The organism is Loktanella sp. IMCC34160 (assembly GCF_004145845.1).
Lineage (GTDB): Bacteria > Pseudomonadota > Alphaproteobacteria > Rhodobacterales > Rhodobacteraceae > SELP01.
The window spans coordinates 258,063-282,052 of the sequence record NZ_SELP01000003.1 but is presented as its reverse complement, the minus strand read 5'-3'; the positions used below and the strand labels follow the sequence as shown (position 1 = coordinate 282,052).

Here is a 23,990-nt window from a genome sequence, read left to right as displayed (position 1 = left end):
CAATGGTCAGCTTTTCGGCTTTCGTCGCTAACATCGGCTGGTTAGGTTCTGCCGAAACACGTCCACGGGGGATATCATGGCAGCTGCCGGCGTTACGCCGATGATGGCGCAATATCTGGAGATCAAGGAGAACCATCCCGGGTCGCTCCTGTTCTATCGGATGGGCGACTTCTACGAGATGTTCTTTGACGATGCCGTGGCGGCGGCCGAGGCGCTGGATATCGCGCTGACCAAGCGCGGCCAACATCTGGGCGAGGATATCCCGATGTGCGGCGTGCCGGTCCATGCCGCCGAAAACTACTTGCTGACCCTGATCCGCAAGGGGTTCCGCGTAGCTGTCTGCGAACAGATGGAAGACCCGGCAGAGGCGAAAAAGCGCGGGTCGAAATCGGTGGTGCGGCGCGACGTTGTGCGGCTGGTCACCCCCGGCACGTTGACCGAGGATTCCCTGCTGGACGCGCGGCGCCACAACTTCCTTGCGGCCTTTGCCAAGGTCCGCGATGCGGCGGCGCTGGCCTGGGTGGATATTTCCACGGGCGCGTTTTCGGTCATGGCTTGCACGGAAACCCGGCTGGGTCCGGAACTGGCCCGCCTTTCCCCGAAAGAGGTGGTGCTGCCTGAAGGGTCAGACCCGGTTTTGGCAGGAATAGTGTCTGATTCCGGGGCGTCGCTGACGGAACTTGGCCGCGCGGCATTTGATAGCACGAATGGCGAGGCGCGGTTGTGCGATCTCTACCGCGTCGCCTCGCTGGACGCCTTTGGCAGCTTTGGCCGGGCCGAGGTCGCGGCCATGTCGGCGGTCGTGAACTATCTGGAGATCACCCAGAAAGGGAACCTGCCCCTGCTGCGCCCCCCGGTTCTGGAGGGGCAGCGCGCGGCGATGCAGATCGACGCGGCCACCCGCAAATCGCTGGAACTGACTCACGCGCTGGGGGGCGGCCGGGCCGGGTCGCTTTTGTCCGTGGTGGACCGGACGGTCTCGGCCGCTGGTGCGCGGCTGTTGGAGCGGCGGCTGTCCAGCCCCGCCTGCGATCTTGCCACCATTCAGGCCCGGCAGGACGCCGTCGCGGTGTTTCACGACGCCCCGCGTCTGACCGAAGATCTGCGCGGCCATCTGCGCGGGGTGCATGATGTGGACCGCGCCCTGTCGCGCTTGTCGCTGGACCGGGCGGGGCCGCGCGACATGACCGCGATCCGCAATTCGCTGGAACAGGCAGAGCGGATTGCCGGCGTGCTGGAGGGCGTCGACCTGCCCGCGCTTCTATCCACGGCCCGCAGCGACCTGACCGGCCATGACGAACTGTTGGACTTGCTGGATCAGGCGCTGGTGGCGGAGCCGCCGCTTTTGGTGCGGGATGGCGGGTTCATCGCGCCGGGATACGACGCCGATCTGGACGAGGCGCGGACCCTGCGGGACGAGGGGCGCAGCGTGATCGCGCGGATGCAGGCTGAATATGCGGAGCTGTCCGGGGTCGGGTCGCTGAAGATCAAGCACAACAACGTGCTGGGCTATTTCATCGAAACCACCGCGACCCACGCGGACAAGATGATGAAGCCGCCCCTGTCCGAGACCTTCATTCACCGGCAGACCACAGCCAATCAGGTCCGGTTCACCACTGTCGAGCTGAGCGAGATCGAAACCAAGATCCTGAACGCGGGCGCGCGGGCGCTGGAGATTGAAAAGCGGCTCTATTCAAGCCTGAGAGGCGCGATTTTGGATAGCGCGCCACAGGTTGGCGCCCTGGCTCGCGCCCTTGCGGAGTTCGACCTTGCGACCGCGCTTGCCACCCTTGCCCGAAGCGAGGACTGGACCCGCCCCCGGATCGACGACAGCCGCGCCTTTGAAATTTCGGGCGGGCGGCATCCGGTTGTAGAACAGGCGTTGCGCCGGTCCGGAGAAAGTTTCGTTGCCAATGACTGTGACCTGAGCGGGCCGTCGATCTGGCTGCTGACCGGCCCGAACATGGCAGGGAAATCGACCTTCCTTCGGCAGAACGCCCTGATTGCCATTCTTGCGCAAATGGGAAGCTATGTTCCCGCCAAAGACGCCCATATCGGAATTGTCAGTCAGATTTTCAGCCGGGTCGGCGCGTCCGACGATCTTGCCAGCGGGCGGTCAACCTTCATGGTCGAGATGGTGGAAACCGCCGCGATCCTGAATCAGGCGGATGACCGGGCACTGGTGATCTTGGATGAAATCGGGCGCGGCACGGCAACCTATGACGGGCTGTCGATCGCCTGGGCTACGCTGGAACACCTGCACGACGTGAACCGCTGCCGGGCGCTGTTCGCAACCCATTACCACGAGATGGCCGGGCTGGCCGACAGGCTGGACGGGGCGGCAAACGCCACGGTCACGGTCAAGGAGTGGGAGGGCGAGGTCGTCTTTCTTCACGAGGTGAAGAAGGGAACCGCCGACCGGTCCTATGGGGTGCAGGTTGCGCGACTGGCCGGATTGCCGCCGATGGTGGTGGAACGGGCGCGTGTCGTGTTGGAGGCCCTGGAGAAAGGGGAGCGCGAGGGCGGACAGGCGCGGGAATCGCTTATCGACGATTTGCCGCTGTTTTCGGCCACCCCCGCCCCGAAACCGGCGGCCCCTGCCAAGGAAAGCGTGGTTGAGGAGCGGTTGAAAGAGGTGCTTCCCGATGCGCTGACGCCACGGGAAGCCCTGAACCTGATCTACGAGCTAAAAAGTCTGATCTAGCTTGCCGGCATCGACGACACGCCAACCTGAGCCGGGCGCAGCAGGCGGTCGTGCAGCAGGAAGCCGGTGGTCGAAACGTCGATAATCTCGCCCGCCCGGGTGCCGGGAACCGGCGCTTCGAACATGGCCTGATGCATCTGCGGATCAAACTTGTCGCCCGGCTCAGGGCGGATCGGCTCGATCCCGTGCTTTTTGAAGACGTTGACCAACTCTCGCATGGTCAGTTCGACGCCTTCCAGCAGGGCCTTGTCGCCCTCTTTGCCGTCTTCAGTCGCCATGCGAAGGGCGCGTTCAAGGTTGTCGTAGACCGGCAGCAGATCGCGGGCGAGCTTGGACCCACCATAGTTCTCGGCCTCGCGCCGGTCCCGCTCGGCCCGCTTGCGGGTGTTTTCCGCATCGGCCAGCGCCCGCATGAAACGATCCTTGAAATCGTCCCGTTCGGCGCGCAGCGTTTCCAGCTCTGCGTTTTGCTCTACCTCTGCCGCGTCCATCTCGTCGCCTTCGGCGGCCAGTTCTTCAAGCGTTTTCGGTTCGGCGTTCTGCTCTGCCATCTTGTCTTCCCTTCACGACCGGTCGGAGAGCATCCGCCCGATCAACTGTGCTGTGTAATCCACGATCGGAACGACCCGCCCATAATTGAGTCGCGTCGGACCGATGACGCCAACGGCGCCAATAATCTTTCGGTCGGCGTTCATATAAGGAGAAACGACCAGAGAGGAACCCGAAAGTGAAAAAAGCTTGTTCTCGGAGCCGATAAAAATGCGCACACCTTCGCCGCCCTCGGTCAGTTCGAGGAATTCGGCGATGTCCCGCTTGCGCTCCAGATCGTCAAACAGCGCGCGGATGCGTTCAAGGTCCTCTCCGGATTCGTCGGACGACAGGAGGTTGCCGCGGCCCCGGACAATCAGGCGTTCGGTCGGTTCGCCCTCGTTGGTCCAGACCGCCGCGCCGCTTTCGACAAGATCGCGGGCAAGCGTGTCGATCTCTTGCCGGCGGTTCGCGATTTCGCGCTGAATGACCCGGCCAAGTTCGGACAGCGTGTGCCCCTCGACGATGGAATTCAGGAAATTCGCCGCCTCGCGCATGGAGGACGGGGTTTGCCCCGGCGGAGGGGTGAATATGCGGTTTTCCACATGCCCATCGCCAAAGACCAGAACCACAAGCGCCCGGTCCGGCCCCAGCGACACGAATTCGACGTGGCGGATTGGCGCCTCGTGCTTGGGCGTCAGGACAAGGCTGGCGCCATGGGTCACGCCGGACAGGGCCGATCCGACCCGGTCCAGAAGTGTGCCGACATCGGATTCATTCGTGCCAAGGGTCTCTTCGATCTTGCTGCGGTCGTCGCTGTTGGGCGAGGACACCTCGAGCAGCCCGTCAACGAAAAGCCGCAGCCCGGTTTGGGTGGGCACCCGCCCGGCGGAGATATGCGGGCTGCCCAGTAGGCCAAGGAATTCCAGATCCTGCATGACGTTGCGGATCGTCGCGGCGCTGACCTTTTCCGACATGCTGCGCGTCAGCGTGCGCGACCCGACCGGGGCCCCGGTTTCAAGATATCCTTCGACCACCCGGCGAAACACCTCGAGCGAGCGTTCGTTCATCTCGTCAAACAGCGGGTTCTTCGACATCGTATCAATGTCCCTGACTAAGGCGCGCCAATTAAAACCGTGGGTCCCGGAACGTCAATCGGGGTTGGATTTCGGGTCCGCGCGGCGTATCCCCCCGAATATAGGAACAGGAGACCGAATATGCGCCCGTCTGGCCGGAAAATTGATGAAATGCGCCCCGTGTCGATCGAAATCGACGTGACAAAGCACGCTGAGGGGTCTTGCCTGATCCGTATGGGCGATACCCATGTGCTGTGCACGGCCAGCGTGGATGAAAAAGTACCGCCGTTCATGCGCAATTCGGGCCTTGGCTGGGTCACGGCGGAATACGGGATGCTGCCCCGCGCCACCACCACCCGCAACCGGCGCGAGGCCGCGGCTGGCAAGCAATCCGGCCGGACCCAAGAAATTCAGCGGCTGATCGGCCGGTCGCTACGGGCCGGGGTGGACCGCGTTGCCCTGGGCGAGCGCCAGATTGTTGTCGATTGCGATGTGATCCAGGCCGATGGCGGCACCCGCTGCGCCTCGATCACCGGCGGTTGGGTCGCGCTGCGCCTTGCAGTGAATAAGCTGATGAAGGCGGGTGCGATCACCACCGACCCGCTGGGCGATCCGGTCTCGGCCATTTCCTGCGGTATCTATGCGGGACAGGCGGTGATGGATCTGGACTATCCCGAGGACAGTGAAGCCGGGGTCGACGGCAATTTTGTCATGACCGGTGGCAAGCTGATCGAGGTGCAGATGTCCGCAGAAGGCGCGACCTTCAGCCGCGAGCAGATGGACGCGCTGATGGATCTTGCGATCTCCGGCGGCGAACAATTGGCGGCGGCCCAGCTGGCGGCGGCGAAATGACCCGCCGGTTCGACGCGCCCGAACTGCTGATCGCGACGCATAATCGCGGCAAGCTGGAGGAGATCGCCGATCTTCTTGCGCCCTATGGCGTCAAGGTCTCGTCGAACGCCGATCACGGGCTGCCCGAACCGGAAGAAACCGAAACCACTTTTGTCGGAAATGCCCGGATCAAGGCCCGCGCGGCGATGAAGGCCACCGGCCTGCCCGCGCTGGCCGATGATTCCGGGATCGAAGTAGAGGCGCTGGGCAATGCGCCCGGTGTCTATACCGCCGATTGGGCGGAAACGCCGAACGGCCGTGATTTCACCATGGCGATGACCCGCACCTGGACCGAGCTGGAGGCGGTGAACGCCCCCGAACCCCGCCGCGCCCGGTTCTGTTGCACGCTTGTGCTGGTCTGGCCGGACGGACATGAAGAGGTGTTCGAAGGCGCGATGCCGGGCCGGATCGTCTGGCCGATGCGGGGCGATCAGGGGCACGGCTATGACCCGATCTTTCAACCCGACGGCTATGACCAGACCTTTGGCGAAATGGACCGCTGGGAAAAGAACCGGATCAGTCACCGGGCCGACGCCTTTTCCAAGCTGGTAAAGGGCTGTTTTGCCTGAGGATTGGGAAAACGGGGGCTTTGGCCTCTATATCCACTGGCCGTTTTGCCAGTCGAAATGCCCTTACTGCGACTTCAACAGTCATGTCGCGGCCAGCATCGACCAGAAACGCTGGGCCGCGGCCTATCTGACCGAGATTGACAGGGTCGGCGCGCTGACCCCGGGCCGCGTTCTGCGATCGGTCTTCTTTGGCGGCGGCACGCCCAGTTTGATGGAACCCGAGATCGTCGGCGCGATCCTGGATCGGGTCCGCGCGACATGGCCGACGACCAACAGTATCGAGATCACGCTGGAGGCGAACCCGACCTCGGTCGAGGCGGGGCGCTTTACCGGATATCGCGACGCGGGGGTCAACCGGGTGTCGATGGGCATTCAGGCGTTGAATGATCCGGATCTGCGCGCCCTTGGCCGTCTTCATACGGTCAAAGAGGCCTATCGGGCCTTCGACATCGCCAGAGGTGCCTTTGACCGGGTGAGTTTCGACCTGATCTATGCCCGTCAGGGGCAAACGCTGGACGCGTGGCAGGCGGAGCTGCGCGAGGCGTTGTCAAAAGCCGTCGATCACCTGTCGCTGTATCAACTGACCATCGAGGAAGGCACAGCCTTTGGCGACAGATATGCCGCCGGAAAGCTGCGGAACCTGCCCGATGACGATCTTGCCGCCGATATGTACGAGGCGACGCAGGACATCTGTGGCGAGATGGGATTCCCGGCCTACGAAGTCTCTAATCACGCCAAACCCGGGTCTGAATCGATCCATAACCTGATCTATTGGCGCTATGGGGATTACGCCGGAATTGGCCCCGGGGCGCACGGGCGGCTGACATTCGGCGGGCGGCGCTTTGCCACGACAACCCCGCTTGCCCCCGGCGCCTGGCTGGACCGCGTTGAAAAGACCGGAACCGGCGCCCTGCCCGACGAAGGGCTGGACCGCCCGGATGAAGCGACCGAGTTCCTGCTGATGGGGCTGCGCCTGACCGATGGGGTGTCGCTGGACCGGCTTTCCGCCCTTTCGGGCGATCGGTTTGCGCCGCGCATTGCCGCCCTCACCGACATGGGATTGCTCGAACAACGCCACGGACACCTTCAGACCACCGATGCGGGGCGGCCCGTGCTGAATGCGGTCCTGCGAGAGTTGTTGTCGGACTAGCCCCCGGACAAAAGCCGAAGCAGATCGTCCAATTGTTCCAATGACTTATATCGTAGCGTCAGCTTGCCGCTTTCCTGCCCTTCGGCGTGGTCGATGCTGACATCCATCTTCAGCGTCGCGCCAAGCTCCTTTTCGATCTGGATCGTATCGGGATCTTTGCGGGCTGGTCCGCTGGACCGGTTTTGCGCGGGGCGCTTCGGTGTTGGCGCCTTGACCAACTTTTCGACCTCGCGCACCGACAGGCCTTCGGCGATCACCTTCCGCGCCAGCGCCTCTGCATCGTCCCGCCCGATCAGCGCTCGGGCGTGGCCGGCGCTCATCCGGCCTTCGACGACATGGGTCTGAACGGCCTGCGGCAGCGTCAGAAGGCGCATCAGATTGGTGATATGGCTGCGGCTTTTGCCAAGGGCCGAGGCAAGTTGTTCCTGCGTGTGGCCAAACCGGTCAATCAACTGGCGATAGCCCGCGGCCTCGTCAATCGGGTTCAGGTCGGCGCGCTGGATGTTTTCGACAATGGCGACTTCCAGAACCTCAGAGTCGGTGAATTCCCGAACGATTACAGGGACTTCATGCCGTTTGGCGATCTGTGACGCGCGCCAACGGCGCTCGCCCGCGACGATTTCGAACAGGGCGGGATCTTTCGGGTCCGTCCGCACGATCAACGGCTGGATCACGCCCTTTTCGCGGATCGACGCGGCCAATTCTTCCAGCGCGTCCTGATTGAAGCTGCGTCGGGGCTGGTCCGGGTTTGGCCGGATCCGGTCGACCGGCACCATCTGGTCGGGCTTCGCGGGGGCGGCCGGGTTGGCATCGTTGGTGGCGGTCACATCGGACATCAGCGCGGACAGACCGCGCCCAAGGCCGCGATTCCGGTTCGTTTTCTCGGCCATCGGATGTCCTTTCCTAAGCGGTTTCTCTTTGAATCAACTCGGCCGCAAGGGCGCGATAGGCTTCGCTTCCCTTCGAGGCCGGATCGTATTGCAGGATCGGCATGGCGAAAGACGGCGCCTCGCTCAGCCGGACGTTCCGGGGGATCATGGTTTCGAAAACCAGCCCTTCCAGGTTGTCGCGTGCATCCGCCTCGACCTGCTGGGACAGGTTATTGCGCTTGTCATACATGGTCAGGACGATGCCTTCGATCCGAAGGTTCGGGTTCGCGGTCTGGCGGACCTCGCGCAGGGTCAGCATCAGCTGCGACAGACCTTCCAGCGCGTAGAATTCACTTTGCAGCGGCACCAGTACGGAATGGGCAGCGACCATGGCATTGACTGTCAATATGTTGAGGCTGGGCGGACAGTCTATCAATATGTAGTCAAGCGCGAAGGCGTCCATCGCGGATTGGCGCAACGCGTCATGTAGCAGGAAGCTGCGTTTTTCGTTCGAAATCAGCTCGATATCGGCGGAGCTGAGGTCGGTATTCGCCGGAACGATCAGCAGGTTTTCGAAGCCGGTCTCCTTGACCACGTCAAAAACCGGCGCGTCTCCGGCCATCAGGTCATAGGTGGTGTAATCGCGCTGGTCGCGTTCGATGCCAAGCCCGGTCGATGCGTTCCCCTGCGGATCAAGGTCGATCAACAGGACGCGCTGCCCCGATTCCGCAAGCGCCGCAGCCAGATTCACCGCCGTTGTCGTCTTGCCCACGCCACCTTTTTGATTGGCGATGGCAATGATTTTCGGAGCGCTGACGCGGCTAAGGTCTGGCACGTTTGATATTCCTGACGGTTAGGATTCTTGCCTCGGGGTCGGTGATACTTTGCGTTTCCTGAAGATCAAAGGTCCAATTTTCCCGGGCCTGCGCGATTTCCTCGTCAGCGCGGCGCCCTTTTGGAAAGATTGCAACGCCATCGGGGGCAAGGTGTTGTTCTGCATAGGCAAAAAGACCGTCGAGCGCGGCAAGTGCACGCGCGGTCAGCACATCCGCGGCCTGCGGTGGCGCCTCTTCAATCCGTTCGGTCCGGACAGTGGCCGCAAGATCCAGCTCGCGGATCGCCGTGCGCAGGAAGGTCGCCTTGCGCTGGTCGCTTTCGATTAGGGTCGTGGTCAAATCCGGCCAATGGTCTCGCGCCACGATGGCAATGACGATACCCGGAAACCCGCCACCGGACCCAAGATCCACCCAACTTTGGGGCGCTCCTGGCACAAGCGGAACGAGCTGGAGCGAATCGAGGATATGCCGCCCCCAGATATCCGAAAGATCGGATTTCGAGACCAGATTGATCCGGGGCGACCACTTTGCCACCAACCCCTCAAAGGCCTTGAGCCGGTCATATGTTTCACGTGAAACATCCCCTGCCCCGGTTGCGACCGAGGTCATGCCGAACGTGCCTTTTCGGTCTGCCGAATCTTCGAAAGAACCAGCATCAGGGCCGCGGGCGTCATCCCGTCGATCCGCGCCGCCTGCGCCATATTGGACGGCCGCACCTTGGACAGCTTGGTTGCCAACTCTGTCGAAAGTCCCGAGATGTCTTTGAAATCAAGGGTTTCCGGGATAAGCACGGCCTCGTCCTTGCGCAGCACTTCGATATCGCGGTTCTGCCGGGCGATGTAATGCGCGTAAAGCGCGTCGCGCTTTACCTGTTCCGCAATCTCCGCCGGAATATCAGCCGCTTCGGGCGCGAGGGACGTCAGATGCGCGAACTCGAAATCGTTCAGGGACAGGGCGTCGAGCGCGGAGCGGCTTGGGCCGTCGGGGTTCAGGTTCGCCCCAGCCCCGGCAATCTGCCGGGCCGAAAGGGTGATATCGGAAAGTTGCGCCCTGGCCTGCTTGAGTTGATCGAGCTTGGCCGAGAATGCCTCCCACCGGGGAGTGCCGACGAGACCGGCCTCGCGTCCCTTTTCGGTGAGTCGCTGGTCCGCATTGTCCGCGCGCAGGGACAGGCGGAATTCGGCGCGCGAGGTGAACATGCGGTAGGGTTCCGAGACCCCGCGCGTGACCAGATCATCCACCATGACGCCAATATAGCTGTCGATTCGGCTGAATTCGATCGGATCAAGCGACGTGGCCAGCCGCGCGGCGTTCAGCCCGGCAACAAGGCCCTGCGCCGCGGCCTCTTCGTATCCCGTGGTTCCGTTGATCTGCCCGGCGAGAAACAGGCCCGGCACGTCGCGCAACGACAGGGTGTGGGTCAGCGCGCGCGGATCGACATAATCGTATTCGATGGCATAGCCCGGCTGGGTAATCGCCACCTGTTCCAACCCCTTGATCGAGCGGACATAGGCCTCTTGCACATCGACGGGCAGCGAGGTTGAAATGCCGTTTGGATAGATCGTCGGATCATCAACCCCTTCAGGTTCAAGGAAAATCTGGTGCGATGTCTTGTCGGCAAAGCGCACGATCTTGTCCTCGATCGACGGGCAATAGCGCGGACCGACCCCCTCGATATGGCCACCATACATCGCCGAGCGGGACAGGTTTTCCCGGATGATGTCATGGGTCGTGCCGTTGGTGTGGGTGATGCCGCAGGAAATCTGGCGCGCGGACACCCCCTTGGACAGGAAGGAAAACAGCGCCGGATCGTCGTCACCGGGCTGCATTTCAAGCCCGTCCCAATTGATGGTTCTGCCGTCAAGACGCGGCGGCGTTCCGGTTTTCAGCCGCCCGATTGGCAGGCCGAACCCATAGAGCCGGTCCGCCATGGCGACGGAGGGTTGTTCGCCCATGCGCCCGCCCGGCCTGGAGACGTCACCGATGTGGATGACCCCGCGCAAAAATGTTCCGGTGGTCAGAACGACGGCCCCCGCCGATATGCCCGATCCGTCCGCCAGTTGAATGCCTGCGACACGGTCGCCATCCATTATGAAGTCAGTTGCCTCGCCCTCGACGATCGAGAGGTTGTCTTGCGTCTCGGTCAGACGCAGCATTTCCCGGCGGTAGATCGCCCGGTCGGCCTGAGCGCGCGGGCCTTGGACGGCTGGCCCTTTCTTGCGGTTCAAAAGCCTGAATTGAATCCCGGCAAGGTCGGCGACCAAACCCATCACGCCGTCAAGCGCGTCGATCTCGCGGACGAGGTGACCCTTGCCCAACCCGCCGATGGCGGGGTTGCAGGACATGACCCCGATCCCGTCACGGCGCAGGGTGACAACGGCTGTGCGCGCGCCGGTGCGGGCGGCGGCATGAGCGGCCTCGGTTCCGGCATGTCCGCCGCCAACCACGATTACGTCGAAGTCGCGATGTTTCACGTGAAACACTCCTTACTTCCCGATGCAAAAGCTCGAAAAGATTTCGTCCAAGAGATCTTCTACATCAACCCTGCCGACCAGAGATTCAACCGCCCGGACGGCGCTGCGCAGATCTTCGGCAACCAGATCGGCCATTTCTGACCCGGATCTGATCTGGTTTTCAGCGGACTCGAGGTGCTCTGCGGCGCGGTTCATTGCCATACGATGCCGTTCGCGCATGGCGATTCCGATATTGGCGACCCGCCCCGAGAGGGTTTCCGTGACCTGATCGATCAGGCGTTCGACCCCCTGCCCGGTCTTGGCGGATAGCCCGTCCGCCAGATTCCGTTCGTCGGCCCGGGCCTGAATGGCAATGTCGCCATCGACCAGATCAAGTAGTGGTTGGTCACCGTCCACCAACATATAGATGCGGAGGTCGGCCAGCCGCGCCCGTTCCAGCCCGCGGTCGATGCCGATCTTTTCAACCACGTCGTCCGACGCCCGCAAGCCCGCGGTATCAAGGAACGTCACAGGAAGCCCACGCAGGTCCATCTTGACCTCGATCACATCACGCGTGGTTCCGGCGATTTCAGAGGTGATCGCGGCTTCGCGCCCCGCCAGCCGATTCAGGAGGGTGGATTTGCCGACATTGGGCGCGCCGACAATCGCCACTTCGAAACCGGCGCGAACCCGCTCTGCCGCTGCGACCCCGGCGGACTCGGCCCGCATCTCGGCCTGAACGGCGCCAATCAGGTCCAGCACTTCGGGCGAGACATCGACGGGAACCTCCTCGTCAGCGAAGTCAATGGTCGCTTCGATCAGGGCGGCGGCGCGGATAAGCCGTGTTCGCCAACTTTCGGCCTTGTCACCCAAGGCACCAGAGAGAACGCGCATCGCCTGCCGCCGCTGCGCCTCTGTCTCGGCCTCGATCAGATCGGCGAGCCCTTCAACCTGGGCAAGGTCTAGTCGCCCATTTTCAAGGGCGCGGCGGGTGAACTCCCCCGCCTCGGCCTGACGTAACCCAGGAAGGTCCGACAGAAGGTGCAAGACGCGGCCGGTGATCGCCGGGCTGCCGTGCAAATGCAGCTCGACCACCTCTTCGCCCGTAAAGCTGTGGCCCTTTGGGAAGGTGAGGACCAGCGCCTGATCAACCGGTTCGTCGTCGAAATCCCGAACGGTCCGAAGCCCCCGTTCCGGCAAATCCCGCACCAGACGCCCGACCCCGGACACCGCATCCGGCCCGGACACGCGCAGAACCGCAACGCCTGCTTTCCCCGGCGCAGAGGCCAGGGCAAAGATGGTATCCATGTCCAACCCCCTTTGGCCCGCGGGTCAGGTGTTCATTGAATCGAAGAAGTCCGAGTTGGTCTTGGTCTGTTTCAGCTTGGAAATCAGGAATTCGATCGCATCGGTGGTGCCCATCGGGTTCAGAATGCGGCGCAGGACATAGGTTTTCTGCAGGTCGATCTTGTCGACAAGCAGGTCTTCCTTCCGGGTCCCGGACTTGAGGATGTCCATCGCCGGGAAGACGCGCTTGTCCGCGACCTTGCGGTCCAGAACGATTTCAGAGTTACCGGTGCCCTTGAATTCTTCGAAGATCACCTCGTCCATGCGGCTGCCGGTGTCGATCAGCGCGGTCGCGATGATGGTCAGCGATCCGCCCTCTTCGATGTTCCGGGCGGCACCAAAGAACCGCTTGGGCCGCTGCAGGGCGTTGGCGTCCACACCACCGGTCAAAACCTTACCCGAGGACGGGACGGTGGTGTTGAAGGCCCGGCCAAGGCGCGTGATGGAGTCGAGCAGGATTACCACGTCGCGCTTGTGTTCGACCAGCCGCTTGGCCTTTTCGATGACCATTTCGGACACAGCCACATGGCGCGATGCGGGCTCATCGAAGGTCGAGGAGACGACCTCGCCCCGGACAGACCGCTGCATGTCGGTCACTTCTTCCGGGCGTTCGTCGATCAGCAGCACGATCAGATAGCATTCCGGATGGTTCCGGGCGATCGAATGGGCGATGTTCTGCAACAGAACGGTCTTACCGGTACGCGGCGGCGCCACGATCAGCGATCGCTGGCCTTTGCCGATCGGCGCGACAAGGTCGATAATCCGGGCCGAGCGGTCCTTGATGGTCGGATCGTCTTCGATCTCCATCTTCAGGCGCTCATCGGGATAAAGCGGGGTCAGGTTGTCAAAGGCGACCTTGTGCCGGGCTTTTTCCGGGTCTTCGAAGTTGATCGATTCAACTGTGACCAGCGCGAAATAACGCTCGCTGTCGTTGGGTTCCTTGATCACGCCTTCGACCGTGTCGCCGGTACGCAGGCTGTATTGCTTGATCATCTCGGGGCTGACGTAGATGTCATCCGGGCCCGGAAGATAGTTGGCTTCCGGCGAGCGGAGGAACCCGAACCCGTCCTGAAGCACCTCGAGCACCCCATCGCCGCCGATGATCCAATCCTCGTCCGCGCGTTCCCGCAAGATCGAGAACATCATGTCGCCCTTGCGCATGGTCGAGGCGTTCTCGATCTCCAACTCTTCGGCGAGCGACAAAAGATCCTTGGGGCTTTGGGCCTTCAGATCGGCGAGGTTCAGACGGTGCTGGGACATGGAATACGGCCTTTGACAGCCTCGGGGGCTGATCATGCTGGAAATGGGTATGGAATCCTCCCCACCGGACGGCAGGGCACGTCCCACATAGGCAGGCGCGCAAGCCCTGTCAATCTTGGGTCAGTATTTCACCACGACGGAGAAGACGATCAGGAACATCATCAGTGTCGGCACTTCGTTGATCAGGCGGTAGGTCCGGCCGGTCCGGGTGTTGGTGCCAGCGGCAAATTCCTTGCGCCGCAGGGCCAGCCAGTGATGCGCCCAGGTCATCACGATCACGGCGAAGGCCTTGACCCAGGGCCAAGGCTGAGACCAGTCCACGATCCCCGGTGTGAACACAAGGCAAAGACCAAAGATCCATGTCGCGATCATCGCCGGGTTCATGATCACCCGCAGCAATTTCTGTTCCATGATCTGGAAGGTCTGGTCCAGTTCTGACCCAACCGTCGCCCGTTCGGCGTGATAGACGAACAGACGCGGCAGGTAGAACATTCCCGCCATCCATGAAATGACAGAGATGATGTGCAGGGATTTGATCCAGGGATAACCGGCGATCAGCAGATCAATGATCCAGTCTTTCAATGCGATCATGAGGTCCCCCTGTCTGCCCTTCTTAAAATATAAAAGATAAAGAAAAGAAAGATGATGTTGTTTGGGGTGGGGATAAGCCGTGTTTCCCAAGTTTTCCCCTGAGTTGTCCCACGTTTGTTAACCGTGGTGGAGGGTATTGGGTTTTCCGGGGGATCAGTTTTACTAATATTTTCATAGGTTTAATCACCTATGGAAAACGCAAAGACAAAAGAAGCTATCTTGACTCGCCTCGGACACCGGATTCGTCCACATCCCCCGACTTGTCCTTTCCCACCGTGGAAAACCCATTGGTGACTCTGCCGTTTGAACAGCGAAATTGCACTTGGACCCATGCGGCCCTAGAAGTCACAGAACCATCCCGATGATTGCCCAAAGGCTTACCCGCAGGATTATCCACATGACTGACCGTATCATCCTGGCATCTGGTTCTGAAATCCGGGCCACGCTGCTGCGGAACGCCGGCGTGAACTTCGAGGTGATCCCCGGGCGCGTGGATGAAGAGGCGATCAAGTCCGCGCTTCTGGCGGAAGGAGCCAAGCCGCGCGATATCGCGGATGCGCTGGCCGAGATGAAGGCCCGGAAGATCGCCGGCAAACATCCCGAGGCGCTGGTCATCGGTTGCGATCAGGTGCTGGCCTTCGACGGGACGATCCTGTCAAAGCCGCGGACGCCCGAGGAGGCCCTTTCGCAACTGCAGGCGATGCGCGGCAAGACCCACGAGCTGCTGTCCGCCGCGGTGATCTATGTAGAGGCAGAGCCGCAGTGGCGGTTTGTCGGGAAGGTGCGTCTGACGATGCGGAGCCTGTCCGACGCCTATCTGGCCGATTATGTGGATCGGAACTGGGACAGCATTCGCCACAGTGTCGGCGGATATAAGCTCGAGGAGGAAGGCGCCCGGCTGTTCGCCCGCGTGGACGGGGATTATTTCACCGTTCTGGGTCTGCCGCTCTTGGAACTCTTGTCTTACCTCTCGCTTCGCGGAACATTGCCGTCATGAGTGACCATAAGATCCCCCTTGCCGGTGTTATCGGCGCGCCCATCGCCCATTCGAAATCCCCGCGTCTGCACGGCCATTGGCTGCGGACCTACGGGATCGCGGGGCATTATGTCCCGCTGCACGTGGAACCGGATGACCTTGAGACCGTGCTGCGAACCCTGCCGAAGATGGGGTTTCGGGGGGTGAACATCACCATCCCGCATAAGGTGGCCGCGCTGGAGATCGCCGATCAGATCACCGACCGGGCCACATTGATCGGGGCGGCGAATACGCTGACGTTCCGGGCGGATGGCAAGATTCATGCCGATAATACAGACGGTTACGGATTTCTGGAAAACCTGAAGCAAGGCGCGCCGGGGTGGAAACCCAATGCCGGTCCGGCGCTGGTTCTTGGCGCGGGCGGTGCCGCGCGGGCTGTTATCGTCGCCCTGATGGAAGCGGGCGCGATGGACATCATCCTGACCAACCGCACCCGCCCCAAGGCGGACGAATTGCGCGCGGCCTTTGGAAAGAAGGTGCGCGTCGTCGACTGGGTCAAGGCCGGAAACGCGATGGAACAGGCCGCGACGGTCGTCAATACGACATCCCTTGGCATGGTCGGCGCGCCGGAATTCCGGGTGCCGCTGGACGGGCTGCGCCCCGGAACAGTCGTCACGGATATCGTTTATGCCCCACTGCGGACCAAGCTGTTGGAGGCCGCCGATGCGGCGGGCTGCATCACCGTCGACGGGCTGGGCATGCTGTTGCATCAGGGCGTGCCGGGGTTTGAACGCTGGTTCGGTGTCCGGCCCGAGGTGGATGTGAACACCCGCGCCGCGGTGCTGGGATGAGCTGGCTTCTTGGGCTGACCGGGTCCATTGGCATGGGCAAGTCGACGACGGCCCAGATGTTCCGCGACGAGGGGTTCCCTGTTTGGGACGCCGACGCGGCGGTGCACAGGATCTATGCCAAGGGCGGCGCGGCTGTCGCGCCGGTGGCGGTCGCGCTGCCGGATGCGGTGGTGGATGGCGCGGTGTCCCGCGATGCGCTGAAGGCGATGATCGCGCGGGACGCGGGCATTCTGAAGTTGTTGGAGCAGATCGTGCACCCGCTGGTCGCGGCGGACAGGGCACGATTTCGCGAGACCGAAACGGCGGACATCCTTGTCTTTGACATTCCCCTTCTGTTCGAAACCGGCGCGGACAGCTGGCTGGACAGCGTTCTGGTGGTCACCGCCCCGGCAGAGGTGCAGCGCGCCCGCGTGCTGGACCGTCCCGGGATGACCGAGGCGCAGCTGGAAACCATTCTTGCCCGGCAAATGCCGGATGCGGAAAAACGCGCCCGCGCCGATCATCTGATCGAGACCCTGACCCTCGACAGCACCCGCGCTGCCGTGCGAGACCTGATTGCCGAGATCAGGGGGAAGAGGCCCAGCCATGCGTGAGATCGTTCTGGATACCGAAACCACGGGGTTTGACCCGGAATCCGGTGACCGGATCGTCGAGATCGGGGCGATCGAGCTGGTGGGGCATATGCCCACGGGCCGAACCTATCACCAATACATCAACCCGGAACGGTCCATGCCCCGTGAGGCGTTTGAGGTGCATGGGATTGGCCCCGACCTGCTGGAACCGCCGGAAGAGCCAAAGCCCGGCGCGGTCATCCTGCGCGACAAGCCGGTGTTCAAGGCGGTCGGACAGGCGTTTTTGGACTTCATTGGCGATGCAAAGCTGGTGATCCACAACGCGGCCTTCGACATGAAGTTCCTGAATGCCGAGCTGAAGTGGATCGGCCTGCCCGAGATTGCCTGGGAACGGGCGGTGGATACGCTGGCCATTGCGCGGCGCCGGTTTCCGGGGTCTCCGGCGTCCCTTGATGCGCTCTGCCGCCGGTTCGGCATCGACAATTCATCGCGGACCCTGCACGGCGCGCTTCTGGACAGTGAGATCCTTGCCGATGTCTATCTGGAGCTGATTGGCGGACGGCAGCCGGATTTCGCGCTTCAGGCGACACCACAGCAAGGCGGCCGGTCGGATGCGTCGGCTGGCGGCGGGGCCTGGCGGGCCTACAAGCGCCCCAATCCCCTGCCTTCGCGGATCACGGAAAAAGAAGCCGCCGCCCATGCCGCGTTTGTCGAGGCATTGGGCGACGGCGCACTGTGGAAAAAGGGCGGCTGACGCCGCCCCAAAGTCGATCAGTTGGCCTTGGCCTTCTGTTCTTCGACCCGACGGGCAAGTTCCTGACGATACAGCGCCAGAAAATCGATGGTGTCGAGGTTGACCGGCGGGAAGCCCCCGTCGCGGGTCACGTCGCTGACCACGCGGCGCAGGAAGGGGAAGGTCATGCGCGGGCATTCGATCAGCAGATAGGGGTGAAGCTGTTCTTCCGGCAGGCCGTCGATGTGGAACAGACCGGCATATTCCATCTCGAGCAGGAACAGCGGGCTTTGGTCGGATTTGTTGTTCGAGGTCACGGTCAGCTTGGTGATCACCTCGTATTGGTTTTCACCGCGCTTGCGGGCATCAAGGTTCACCTTCACCGCAAGCTGCGGCTGAACCTCACCCTGCGCGCCCTTCTGGGCGAGGATGTTTTCGAACGACATGTCGCGCACGTACTGCGCGAGGATCTTCGAGGTCACTTTCGGCTGCTCGGCGGTCGGGGCGGCGCCGGCGGTTTCGTTTTCGGCCATGGGTTCCATGCTCCTGCAAAAAATTTCCAGCCGTTCCTATCAGCCAGCGGCAGAAGGCTCAATGCCCGTGCGGCCCGTCATCCGGCCGGGTCCAGCCAGAGGGTTTCCGGGGGCCATCGTCGACCACTTCGAAATCCCCGTCGATGACATCGGCGCGCTGCGGGTGCTGCGGCCGGGGCGTGCCGAATTCGACGACATTCACACGTTGGCGGACCCAGCGAAAGGCGGCGGCCCGAACGGGGGGCACCAGAAGGGCAAAGCCGACCGCATCAGTGAAGAACCCCGGGGTCAGCAGAAGCGCCCCGGCAAACAGGATCATCGCCCCATTGGCCAACGGTTCGGTCGGATCGTTCAGGTCGTTGAAGGATTGTTTCAGTCGCGACATCTCGCGCGCGCCCTGACTGCGCACAAGATTTGACCCGATCACCGCCGTGATCACCACAATCGCCAATGTCGGCCACAGCCCGATTGCCCCACCGACGTTGATGAACAGCGCGATCTCGATCAGCGGGACGAGGATGAAGACAACAAGGAGCCACATGGGATGATTTCCTTTCCAGCCCGTGTGTGGACTTGATTGGGGGGCTGACATACATAAGTCCAATCGCAGATGTAAACGAAGCCCTTCCTGTTCAAGAGGTCCAAATGAACGCACCTATCATACAGCTTTTGGTTCTGGCCGGTATCGCCGTGTTCCTGATCCTGAAGCTGCGGAGCGTCCTTGGGACGCGCGAAGGGTTTGAAAAACCGCCCGTCACCATTGAACGCCGCCGCAATCCGGGGTTCGAGGTGATCGAGGGCGGCCCGGACCGCGATATCGTGGACAATGTCCCAGAAGGCAGCGATGCCGCAAAGGCGCTGGCGGCGATGAAACGGGTCGATGGCGACTTTGTCGTCGGCGATTTCGTGCAGGGCGCGCGCGGTGCCTATGAAATGATCCTGATGGCGTTTGAACATGGCGATCTGGCCAGCGTGCAGCCTTTCATCTCGGCCGAGATCTACGAAGCCTTTGCGGATGTGGTCGAAGACCGGGCCCAGCGCGGCCTGACCATCGAATCCGAATTCATCGGCGTGTCGGACATTGCCATCACCGAGGTGGAGTTTGACGAGGCCAGCCGCGAAGCCGATGTGACTGTCCGTTTCATGGGCGAACTGACCTATCAGGTGCGCGATGCGGCGGGCGATGTGATCGAGGGCAACGCGACCACGCCCAAGCGGCAGAAGGACGTCTGGACCTTCTCGCGCGTGATGGGGTCCGACGATCCGAACTGGATCCTTGTCGCCACCGGGGATTGATCCGGGCGCGGGGGCGGTCGGGCGCAGCGCAAGAGGGCTGGCATGGCCGCTGTCCGCTATCACGTTCTGAAGTTTTCGGACCTGACCGGCTGGGCAGAGGATGATCACGCCGCCGCGCTGGCGGCGTTTGGCCGAACGTCCGATGCCCTGACGGGGCCGGACTGGGCAGAGGCCACGCGGGGAATGCGCTCCGGCGGGACCGCCCGCGCCCATCTTGAAAACGCGCTGTGTCCGGTCCTGATCGACGATGGCAACCCTGCCCATTTCACCGGATATTATGAGCCTGAACTGTTGGGCAGCCCGGTTCGCAGCACGGATTTTCCGCACCCGATTCATGTGCTTCCCAACGATCTGCCCGATGGCCCCTGGCTGACCCGGCAGGAGATCGAAGAGGGCGATGCGCTGGCCGGGCAGGAGTTGCTGTGGCTGGCCGACCCTGTTGACCGGTTCTTTCTTCAGGTACAGGGGTCGGGGCGGATCAGGTTCCCGGATGGGGCGGTTGTCCGGGTCGGATATGCGGGGCGTAATGGCCATCCCTACGCCTCGGTCGGGCAAGAGCTTGTCCGGCGGGGTGTTTTCACCGCGGATCAGGTCTCTGCCCAGGCGATCAAGGACTGGGTCCGGGCAAGGCCGGACGAGGGCCAGGGCCTGCTTTGGCACAATCCATCCTATGTCTTCTTTCGGCTTCTGGAGGGGATCGACCCGGACGATGGCCCCATCGGCGCGCTGGGCAAGCCGGTTACGGGGGGCCGGACGGTTGCCGTGGACCCGGACTATGTGCCATTGGGGGCGCCGGTCTGGATCGAAACACAAGGCAAGGACGCCATGAACCGTCTGATGGTTGCACAGGATGTCGGATCGGCGATCAAGGGCGCGCAGCGGGCCGATATCTTTTTCGGCACCGGGGATGCCGCCGGACAGGCCGCGGGCCGGACCAATGCGGGCGGGCGGATGGTTGTCCTTTTGCCCCGGGCCATGGCCGCCCGGATCGCCGAAGGGCTGGACTGATGCGCAGGCCCCGGCACCTGTCACCCGAGGAGCGTGCGTTGTGGGACATGGTCGCCCGCCGCGCCAAACCGATGCACGACGGGACGCGCGACAGGCCGGAGCCGCTGGAAGGTCTGTCGAAGAAGCCGAAAAAAGCGCCGGCACCAAAGGACTTTCCGGATATCGAGCCTTTCCAGCTTGGCCAGAAGGCAGGCCAAACGTCCCCGGGTCACGATCTTCAGCCCGGAATTGCCCAGCATCTGGCCCGCGCACCCGTTCAGATGGACGCGAAGCAGCATGTCCGGATGAAGCGGGGCAAGCTGTCGCCCGAGGCGCGGATCGACCTGCACGGGATGACCGTGGCCGAGGCGCATCCGGCGCTGGTGTCGTTCATCCTTGGCGCCCATGCCGACGGGTGTCGCCTGGTTCTGGTGATCACCGGAAAAGGCAAGGACCGCGACGACGGCGGGCCGATCCCGACCCGGTTCGGGGTTCTACGTCATCAGGTGCCGCAATGGCTGCACCTGCCACCCCTGCGCAACGCGGTGCTTCAGATTACCCCGGCCCATATCCGGCATGGCGGCAACGGGGCCTATTACGTGTATCTACGTCGCGGGCGATAGCCGCCGCCGCGCGCTGCGCACCGGATGCACCATCGCAATTCCGGCAAGGGCGAAGCAGGCGGCATAGCCCAGAAGCTGCCGCTCGAACCCGATCCCAAGGTCGATCATCCACCCGGACAGCCCCGGCCCGATGGCGGACCCAAAGACCATGACAGCCGCGATTCCCGCCTTGATTGAACCGAGATTTCGGGTTCCGAACAGCTCTGCCCAGCAGGCCGAAAGCAGGGTCGCCTGCCCGCCACCGGCAAGCCCCATCAGGATCACCCCGACCGCCGTCCAGAAGACAGTGGTCGTCAGGGCGTGAAGGGTGAAGGCGGCGATCAGTGGCAAGAGGTAGATCGGCAGAAGCCGCACCGCGCCGAACCTGTCGATCCCGAACCCGTAAAGGACCGTGGAAAAGGTCAGCGTCAGCGTCCCCAGCGGAAAGACCGCGACAAGCGACAGGTGTTCCCAGCCCTTGATCTCGGCAAAATGGACCTGCTGGAACCAGAAGGCCGTGCCGAAGGCGGGAAAGAAGATCAGCGCTGGGACAAGGGCGAAAAACAGCGGCGAGGTCAGCGCCTCTTTCCGGGTCCAGTGCCGGTTGTCCATGCCGGGGGCGCTGTTGGCCTCGATATCGGCGGCGGGGGTGCGTTCGGTCCGCAGGAGGAGAAGCAGGACCGGAATGACGACGACAAGGAAGATCGCGGCGCCGGTCCAGATCAGCCGCCAGTCGAAATAACCCTTCAGCCAGACGATCGTGACCGGCAGTGTCGCCTCGCCCAGCGCGAACCCCATCGAGGCGATGGCCAGCGCCCGGCCCCGGGTCGCGACGAACCAGCGCGCCATGGCAACCATCGACAGATGCGTCGACATCCCCTGCCCGCCGAACCGCAGGGCAAAGATCACCACCGGCAAGAGAAGCGCCGACCAGTTGAGCGCCATGGCGAGGCAGGCCAAGGCGAAGAACAGAAGGACGAAGACGCCCACGACCCGGACCCGGAACCTGTCGGCCAGCCCGCCCGCGAAGACCATCGCGATCGCCGAGGCGGTGGTGCCCAGCGTGTAGATGCCGCCCCACTGGCCGTGGCTGAGGCCGAAAGTATCGCGAATTTCGCCCGCGAAGATCGAGATGAAGAAGGTCTGCCCGAAGGACGACAGGAACGACAAAAGCGCCCCGGCGGCAAGCCAGGGCGCGTTTTCGCGGATGAAGCGGAGTGTATCCATGGCCCTGCCTTTCGGCGCCACATTGCGCCGAAAGCGGAGCCTTGAAAAGGGTCAGAGGACGTAGCGGCTTACATCCGTTGACCGGCTGAGTTCGCCAAGGTGTTCTTCGACGAAATCGGCATCGACCTTGATGGTTTCCCCACCCCGGTCGGGCGCGGTGAAGGACAGATCCTCGAACACCCGCTCCATGACAGTGTAAAGCCGCCGCGCGCCGATGTTTTCAACGCTCTCGTTGACCTCGGCCGCGATATGGGCCAGCGCCTTGATCCCATCCTCGGTGAAGGCGACCAGCACGTCTTCAGTGCCCATGAGCGCGGTGTATTGCCGGGTCAGGGCGTTGTCGGTTTCGGTCAGGATGCGGACGAAATCATCCTCGGTCAGGGCCCGCAGTTCGACCCGGATCGGCAGGCGGCCCTGAAGTTCCGGCAACAGGTCTGACGGCTTGGCGACATGGAAGGCGCCCGACGCGATGAACAGGACATGGTCGGTCTTGACCGGCCCGTATTTGGTGCTGACGGTGGTGCCTTCGACCAGCGGCAACAGATCGCGCTGCACCCCTTCGCGGCTGACATCGGCACCGCGCGCCTCGGCCCGGGCGCAAACCTTGTCGATCTCGTCCAGGAACACGATTCCGTTCTGTTCGACGGCTTCCAGCGCGGCCTTCTTCACCGCATCGTCGTCCAGAAGCTTGTCGGCCTCTTCGCTGATCAGCACGTCATAGCTTTCGGCGACGGTCAGTTTCTTGCGCACGGTCCGCTGGAAAGCTTTGCCGAAAAGCTCGCCCAGATTCATCATGCCCGGCATCCCTGCCCCCGGCTGGCCCGGAATCTCGAAGCCGCCAGACGGGCCGGACTGATCCTGCACCTCAAGCTCGATGATGGTGTTGTCCAGCTCGCCCGACCGAAGTTTCTTGCGAAATGCCTCGCGTGTGCTTTCGCGGGCGGCGTCGCCTGCGATCGCGTCGATGACCCGCTCTTCGGCGGCCTGCTGGGCGTTGGCCTTCACCTCGTCGCGCATGTGTTCGCGGGTATCAAGGATCGCCACATCGACCAGATCGCGGATGATCTGTTCCACGTCGCGGCCGACATAGCCCACTTCGGTGAATTTCGTCGCTTCGACCTTGATGAAGGGGGCGCGGGCGAGTTTCGCCAGACGGCGGCTGATCTCGGTCTTGCCGACACCGGTCGGCCCGATCATCAGGATGTTCTTGGGATAGACCTCGTCGCGCAGGTCGTCGCCCAACTGCTTGCGCCGCCAACGGTTGCGCAGCGCCACGGCCACGGCCCGTTTCGCATCCTTCTGGCCGATAATGAAACGGTCGAGTTCCGAGACGATTTCGCGGGGGGTCAGGTCGGTCATTTCGAAAGGCTTTCCACGGTCAGGTTGCCGTTAGTGTAGACACAAATGTCGGCGGCGATGGCCATGGCCTTGCGCGCGATGGTTTCGGCGTCGTGGTCGCTGTCCATCAGGGCGCGCCCGGCGGCGAGCGCGTAGTTGCCGCCCGATCCGATTGCCGCGATGTCATGTTCCGGTTCCAGAACATCGCCCGCGCCGGTAATCACCAAAAGCTCGGACCCGTCGGTGACGATCAGCATCGCCTCGAGCTTTTGCAGGTATTTGTCGGTGCGCCAGTCCTTGGCCAGTTCAACGCTGGCGCGGGCAAGCTGGCCCGGCGTCGATTCAAGCTTCTTTTCCAGCCGTTCAAGAAGGGTAAAGGCATCGGCAGTGGACCCGGCAAACCCGGCAACCACATCATGCCCACCGGGCGACAAGCGGCGGACCTTGCGGGCGGTTCCCTTGATCACGGTCTGGCCAAGGCTGACCTGCCCGTCACCGGCGATGACCACCTTGCCGCCCTTGCGCACCCCGATGATCGTGGTGCCGTGCCAACCGGGAAACTCTTCTTTCGACATCGCTTTGGCCCTTCGTTTGTTCCCGC

At 62.7% G+C, this 23,990-nt stretch carries 25 protein-coding genes; 11 read left to right on the top strand and 14 right to left on the bottom strand.

Translation table 11 applies throughout. From position 1 onward, the window contains the following. Window positions 1-76: 76 nt before the first annotated feature. A complete protein-coding gene (mutS, locus tag EU803_RS09600; protein ID WP_242494330.1) occupies window positions 77-2,704 on the top strand; it encodes a DNA mismatch repair protein MutS in 2,628 nt (875 codons plus the stop codon). On the opposite strand, the gene EU803_RS09595 is transcribed toward mutS, so the two are convergent. Together EU803_RS09595 and hrcA are read right to left on the bottom strand one after the other, a co-directional pair. Then, complete coding sequence (locus tag EU803_RS09595; protein WP_129682187.1) at window positions 2,701-3,255, bottom strand: nucleotide exchange factor GrpE; 555 nt, start codon at window positions 3,253-3,255, stop codon at window positions 2,701-2,703. The two genes, mutS and EU803_RS09595, sit on opposite strands and share 4 nt — an antisense overlap. Before the next feature lie 12 nt (window positions 3,256-3,267). Then, window positions 3,268-4,329 (bottom strand): heat-inducible transcriptional repressor HrcA, encoded by a 1,062-nt coding sequence (gene hrcA / locus EU803_RS09590; RefSeq protein ID WP_129682185.1) that lies wholly within the window; start codon window positions 4,327-4,329, stop codon window positions 3,268-3,270. A 120-nt stretch (window positions 4,330-4,449) separates the two neighbouring features. Between hrcA and rph the strand changes: the two genes are divergently transcribed. Genes rph through hemW form a run of 3 tightly spaced genes read left to right on the top strand, consistent with a single transcriptional unit; the run spans window position 4,450 to window position 6,918 of the window. Continuing rightward, window positions 4,450-5,160, top strand: a complete 711-nt coding sequence (gene rph / locus EU803_RS09585; protein ID WP_129682183.1) for a ribonuclease PH — start codon at window positions 4,450-4,452, stop codon at window positions 5,158-5,160. Further along, window positions 5,157-5,768, top strand: a complete 612-nt coding sequence (gene rdgB / locus EU803_RS09580; RefSeq protein ID WP_129682181.1) for an RdgB/HAM1 family non-canonical purine NTP pyrophosphatase — start codon at window positions 5,157-5,159, stop codon at window positions 5,766-5,768. Before rph ends, rdgB begins: the two co-directional genes overlap by 4 nt. Then, window positions 5,761-6,918 (top strand): radical SAM family heme chaperone HemW, encoded by a 1,158-nt coding sequence (gene hemW, locus EU803_RS09575; RefSeq protein ID WP_129682179.1) that lies wholly within the window; start codon window positions 5,761-5,763, stop codon window positions 6,916-6,918. The genes rdgB and hemW overlap by 8 nt, the downstream gene beginning before the upstream one ends. Here hemW and EU803_RS09570 read toward each other — a convergent pair. From EU803_RS09570 to hemJ, 7 genes are all read right to left on the bottom strand, one after another. After that, window positions 6,915-7,808, bottom strand: a complete 894-nt coding sequence (locus EU803_RS09570; RefSeq protein WP_129682177.1) for a ParB/RepB/Spo0J family partition protein — start codon at window positions 7,806-7,808, stop codon at window positions 6,915-6,917. The genes hemW and EU803_RS09570 overlap by 4 nt on opposite strands. Window positions 7,809-7,821: 13 nt before the next feature. Beyond that, window positions 7,822-8,622: an AAA family ATPase gene (locus tag EU803_RS09565; protein WP_129682175.1), complete on the bottom strand. Its 801-nt coding sequence runs from the start codon at window positions 8,620-8,622 to the stop codon at window positions 7,822-7,824. Next, entirely contained in the window at window positions 8,609-9,232 is a 624-nt protein-coding gene (rsmG, locus tag EU803_RS09560) for a 16S rRNA (guanine(527)-N(7))-methyltransferase RsmG (protein ID WP_129682173.1), read from the bottom strand. Before rsmG ends, EU803_RS09565 begins: the two co-directional genes overlap by 14 nt. Next, window positions 9,229-11,097, bottom strand: a complete 1,869-nt coding sequence (gene mnmG, locus EU803_RS09555) for a tRNA uridine-5-carboxymethylaminomethyl(34) synthesis enzyme MnmG (protein WP_129682171.1) — start codon at window positions 11,095-11,097, stop codon at window positions 9,229-9,231. Before mnmG ends, rsmG begins: the two co-directional genes overlap by 4 nt. Before the next feature lie 12 nt (window positions 11,098-11,109). Further along, window positions 11,110-12,384, bottom strand: coding sequence for a tRNA uridine-5-carboxymethylaminomethyl(34) synthesis GTPase MnmE (gene mnmE / locus EU803_RS09550; protein ID WP_129682169.1), 1,275 nt, complete (start codon window positions 12,382-12,384; stop codon window positions 11,110-11,112). 24 nt (window positions 12,385-12,408) lie between these two features. Continuing rightward, window positions 12,409-13,683 (bottom strand): transcription termination factor Rho, encoded by a 1,275-nt coding sequence (gene rho / locus EU803_RS09545; RefSeq protein WP_129682167.1) that lies wholly within the window; start codon window positions 13,681-13,683, stop codon window positions 12,409-12,411. A gap of 120 nt (window positions 13,684-13,803) precedes the next feature. Continuing rightward, window positions 13,804-14,274 carry a protoporphyrinogen oxidase HemJ gene (hemJ, locus tag EU803_RS09540; RefSeq protein WP_242494329.1) on the bottom strand — a complete coding sequence of 157 codons (471 nt, stop codon included), beginning with the start codon at window positions 14,272-14,274 and terminating at the stop codon, window positions 13,804-13,806. 397 nt (window positions 14,275-14,671) lie between these two features. On the opposite strand from hemJ, the gene EU803_RS09535 reads away from it, so the two are divergent. The 4 genes from EU803_RS09535 to dnaQ are packed head-to-tail and all read left to right on the top strand — an operon-like array spanning window position 14,672 to window position 17,427. Further along, complete coding sequence (locus EU803_RS09535; protein WP_129682165.1) at window positions 14,672-15,271, top strand: nucleoside triphosphate pyrophosphatase; 600 nt, start codon at window positions 14,672-14,674, stop codon at window positions 15,269-15,271. Continuing rightward, the gene (locus tag EU803_RS09530; RefSeq protein ID WP_129682163.1) at window positions 15,268-16,101 is read left to right on the top strand and encodes a shikimate dehydrogenase; all 834 of its coding nucleotides are present in this window, start codon (window positions 15,268-15,270) and stop codon (window positions 16,099-16,101) included. The genes EU803_RS09535 and EU803_RS09530 overlap by 4 nt, the downstream gene beginning before the upstream one ends. After that, a complete protein-coding gene (coaE, locus tag EU803_RS09525) occupies window positions 16,098-16,694 on the top strand; it encodes a dephospho-CoA kinase (RefSeq protein ID WP_129682161.1) in 597 nt (198 codons plus the stop codon). Before EU803_RS09530 ends, coaE begins: the two co-directional genes overlap by 4 nt. Then, window positions 16,687-17,427, top strand: coding sequence for a DNA polymerase III subunit epsilon (gene dnaQ, locus EU803_RS09520; protein WP_129682159.1), 741 nt, complete (start codon window positions 16,687-16,689; stop codon window positions 17,425-17,427). Before coaE ends, dnaQ begins: the two co-directional genes overlap by 8 nt. A 17-nt stretch (window positions 17,428-17,444) precedes the next feature. Here the strand turns inward: dnaQ and secB are convergent, their stop codons facing one another. After that, window positions 17,445-17,939 (bottom strand): protein-export chaperone SecB, encoded by a 495-nt coding sequence (gene secB / locus EU803_RS09515; protein WP_129682157.1) that lies wholly within the window; start codon window positions 17,937-17,939, stop codon window positions 17,445-17,447. Window positions 17,940-17,997: 58 nt separating this feature from the next. Further along, entirely contained in the window at window positions 17,998-18,480 is a 483-nt protein-coding gene (locus tag EU803_RS09510; RefSeq protein ID WP_129682155.1) for an FxsA family protein, read from the bottom strand. A 104-nt stretch (window positions 18,481-18,584) separates the two neighbouring features. On the opposite strand from EU803_RS09510, the gene EU803_RS09505 reads away from it, so the two are divergent. The 3 genes from EU803_RS09505 to EU803_RS09495 are packed head-to-tail and all read left to right on the top strand — an operon-like array spanning window position 18,585 to window position 20,845. Beyond that, window positions 18,585-19,235 carry a Tim44/TimA family putative adaptor protein gene (locus EU803_RS09505; RefSeq protein WP_129682153.1) on the top strand — a complete coding sequence of 217 codons (651 nt, stop codon included), beginning with the start codon at window positions 18,585-18,587 and terminating at the stop codon, window positions 19,233-19,235. A gap of 42 nt (window positions 19,236-19,277) precedes the next feature. Continuing rightward, entirely contained in the window at window positions 19,278-20,243 is a 966-nt protein-coding gene (locus tag EU803_RS09500) for an MltA domain-containing protein (protein ID WP_129682151.1), read from the top strand. Then, the gene (locus EU803_RS09495) at window positions 20,243-20,845 is read left to right on the top strand and encodes a Smr/MutS family protein (RefSeq protein WP_129682149.1); all 603 of its coding nucleotides are present in this window, start codon (window positions 20,243-20,245) and stop codon (window positions 20,843-20,845) included. Before EU803_RS09500 ends, EU803_RS09495 begins: the two co-directional genes overlap by 1 nt. Here EU803_RS09495 and EU803_RS09490 read toward each other — a convergent pair. The 3 genes from EU803_RS09490 to hslV are packed head-to-tail and all read right to left on the bottom strand — an operon-like array spanning window position 20,828 to window position 23,964. Further along, window positions 20,828-22,051: an MFS transporter gene (locus tag EU803_RS09490; protein WP_129682147.1), complete on the bottom strand. Its 1,224-nt coding sequence runs from the start codon at window positions 22,049-22,051 to the stop codon at window positions 20,828-20,830. The genes EU803_RS09495 and EU803_RS09490 overlap by 18 nt on opposite strands. A gap of 51 nt (window positions 22,052-22,102) precedes the next feature. Beyond that, window positions 22,103-23,410 (bottom strand): ATP-dependent protease ATPase subunit HslU, encoded by a 1,308-nt coding sequence (hslU, locus tag EU803_RS09485; RefSeq protein ID WP_129682146.1) that lies wholly within the window; start codon window positions 23,408-23,410, stop codon window positions 22,103-22,105. Next, window positions 23,407-23,964 carry an ATP-dependent protease subunit HslV gene (gene hslV, locus EU803_RS09480; protein WP_129682144.1) on the bottom strand — a complete coding sequence of 186 codons (558 nt, stop codon included), beginning with the start codon at window positions 23,962-23,964 and terminating at the stop codon, window positions 23,407-23,409. The genes hslU and hslV overlap by 4 nt, the downstream gene beginning before the upstream one ends. Window positions 23,965-23,990 lie beyond the last annotated feature (26 nt).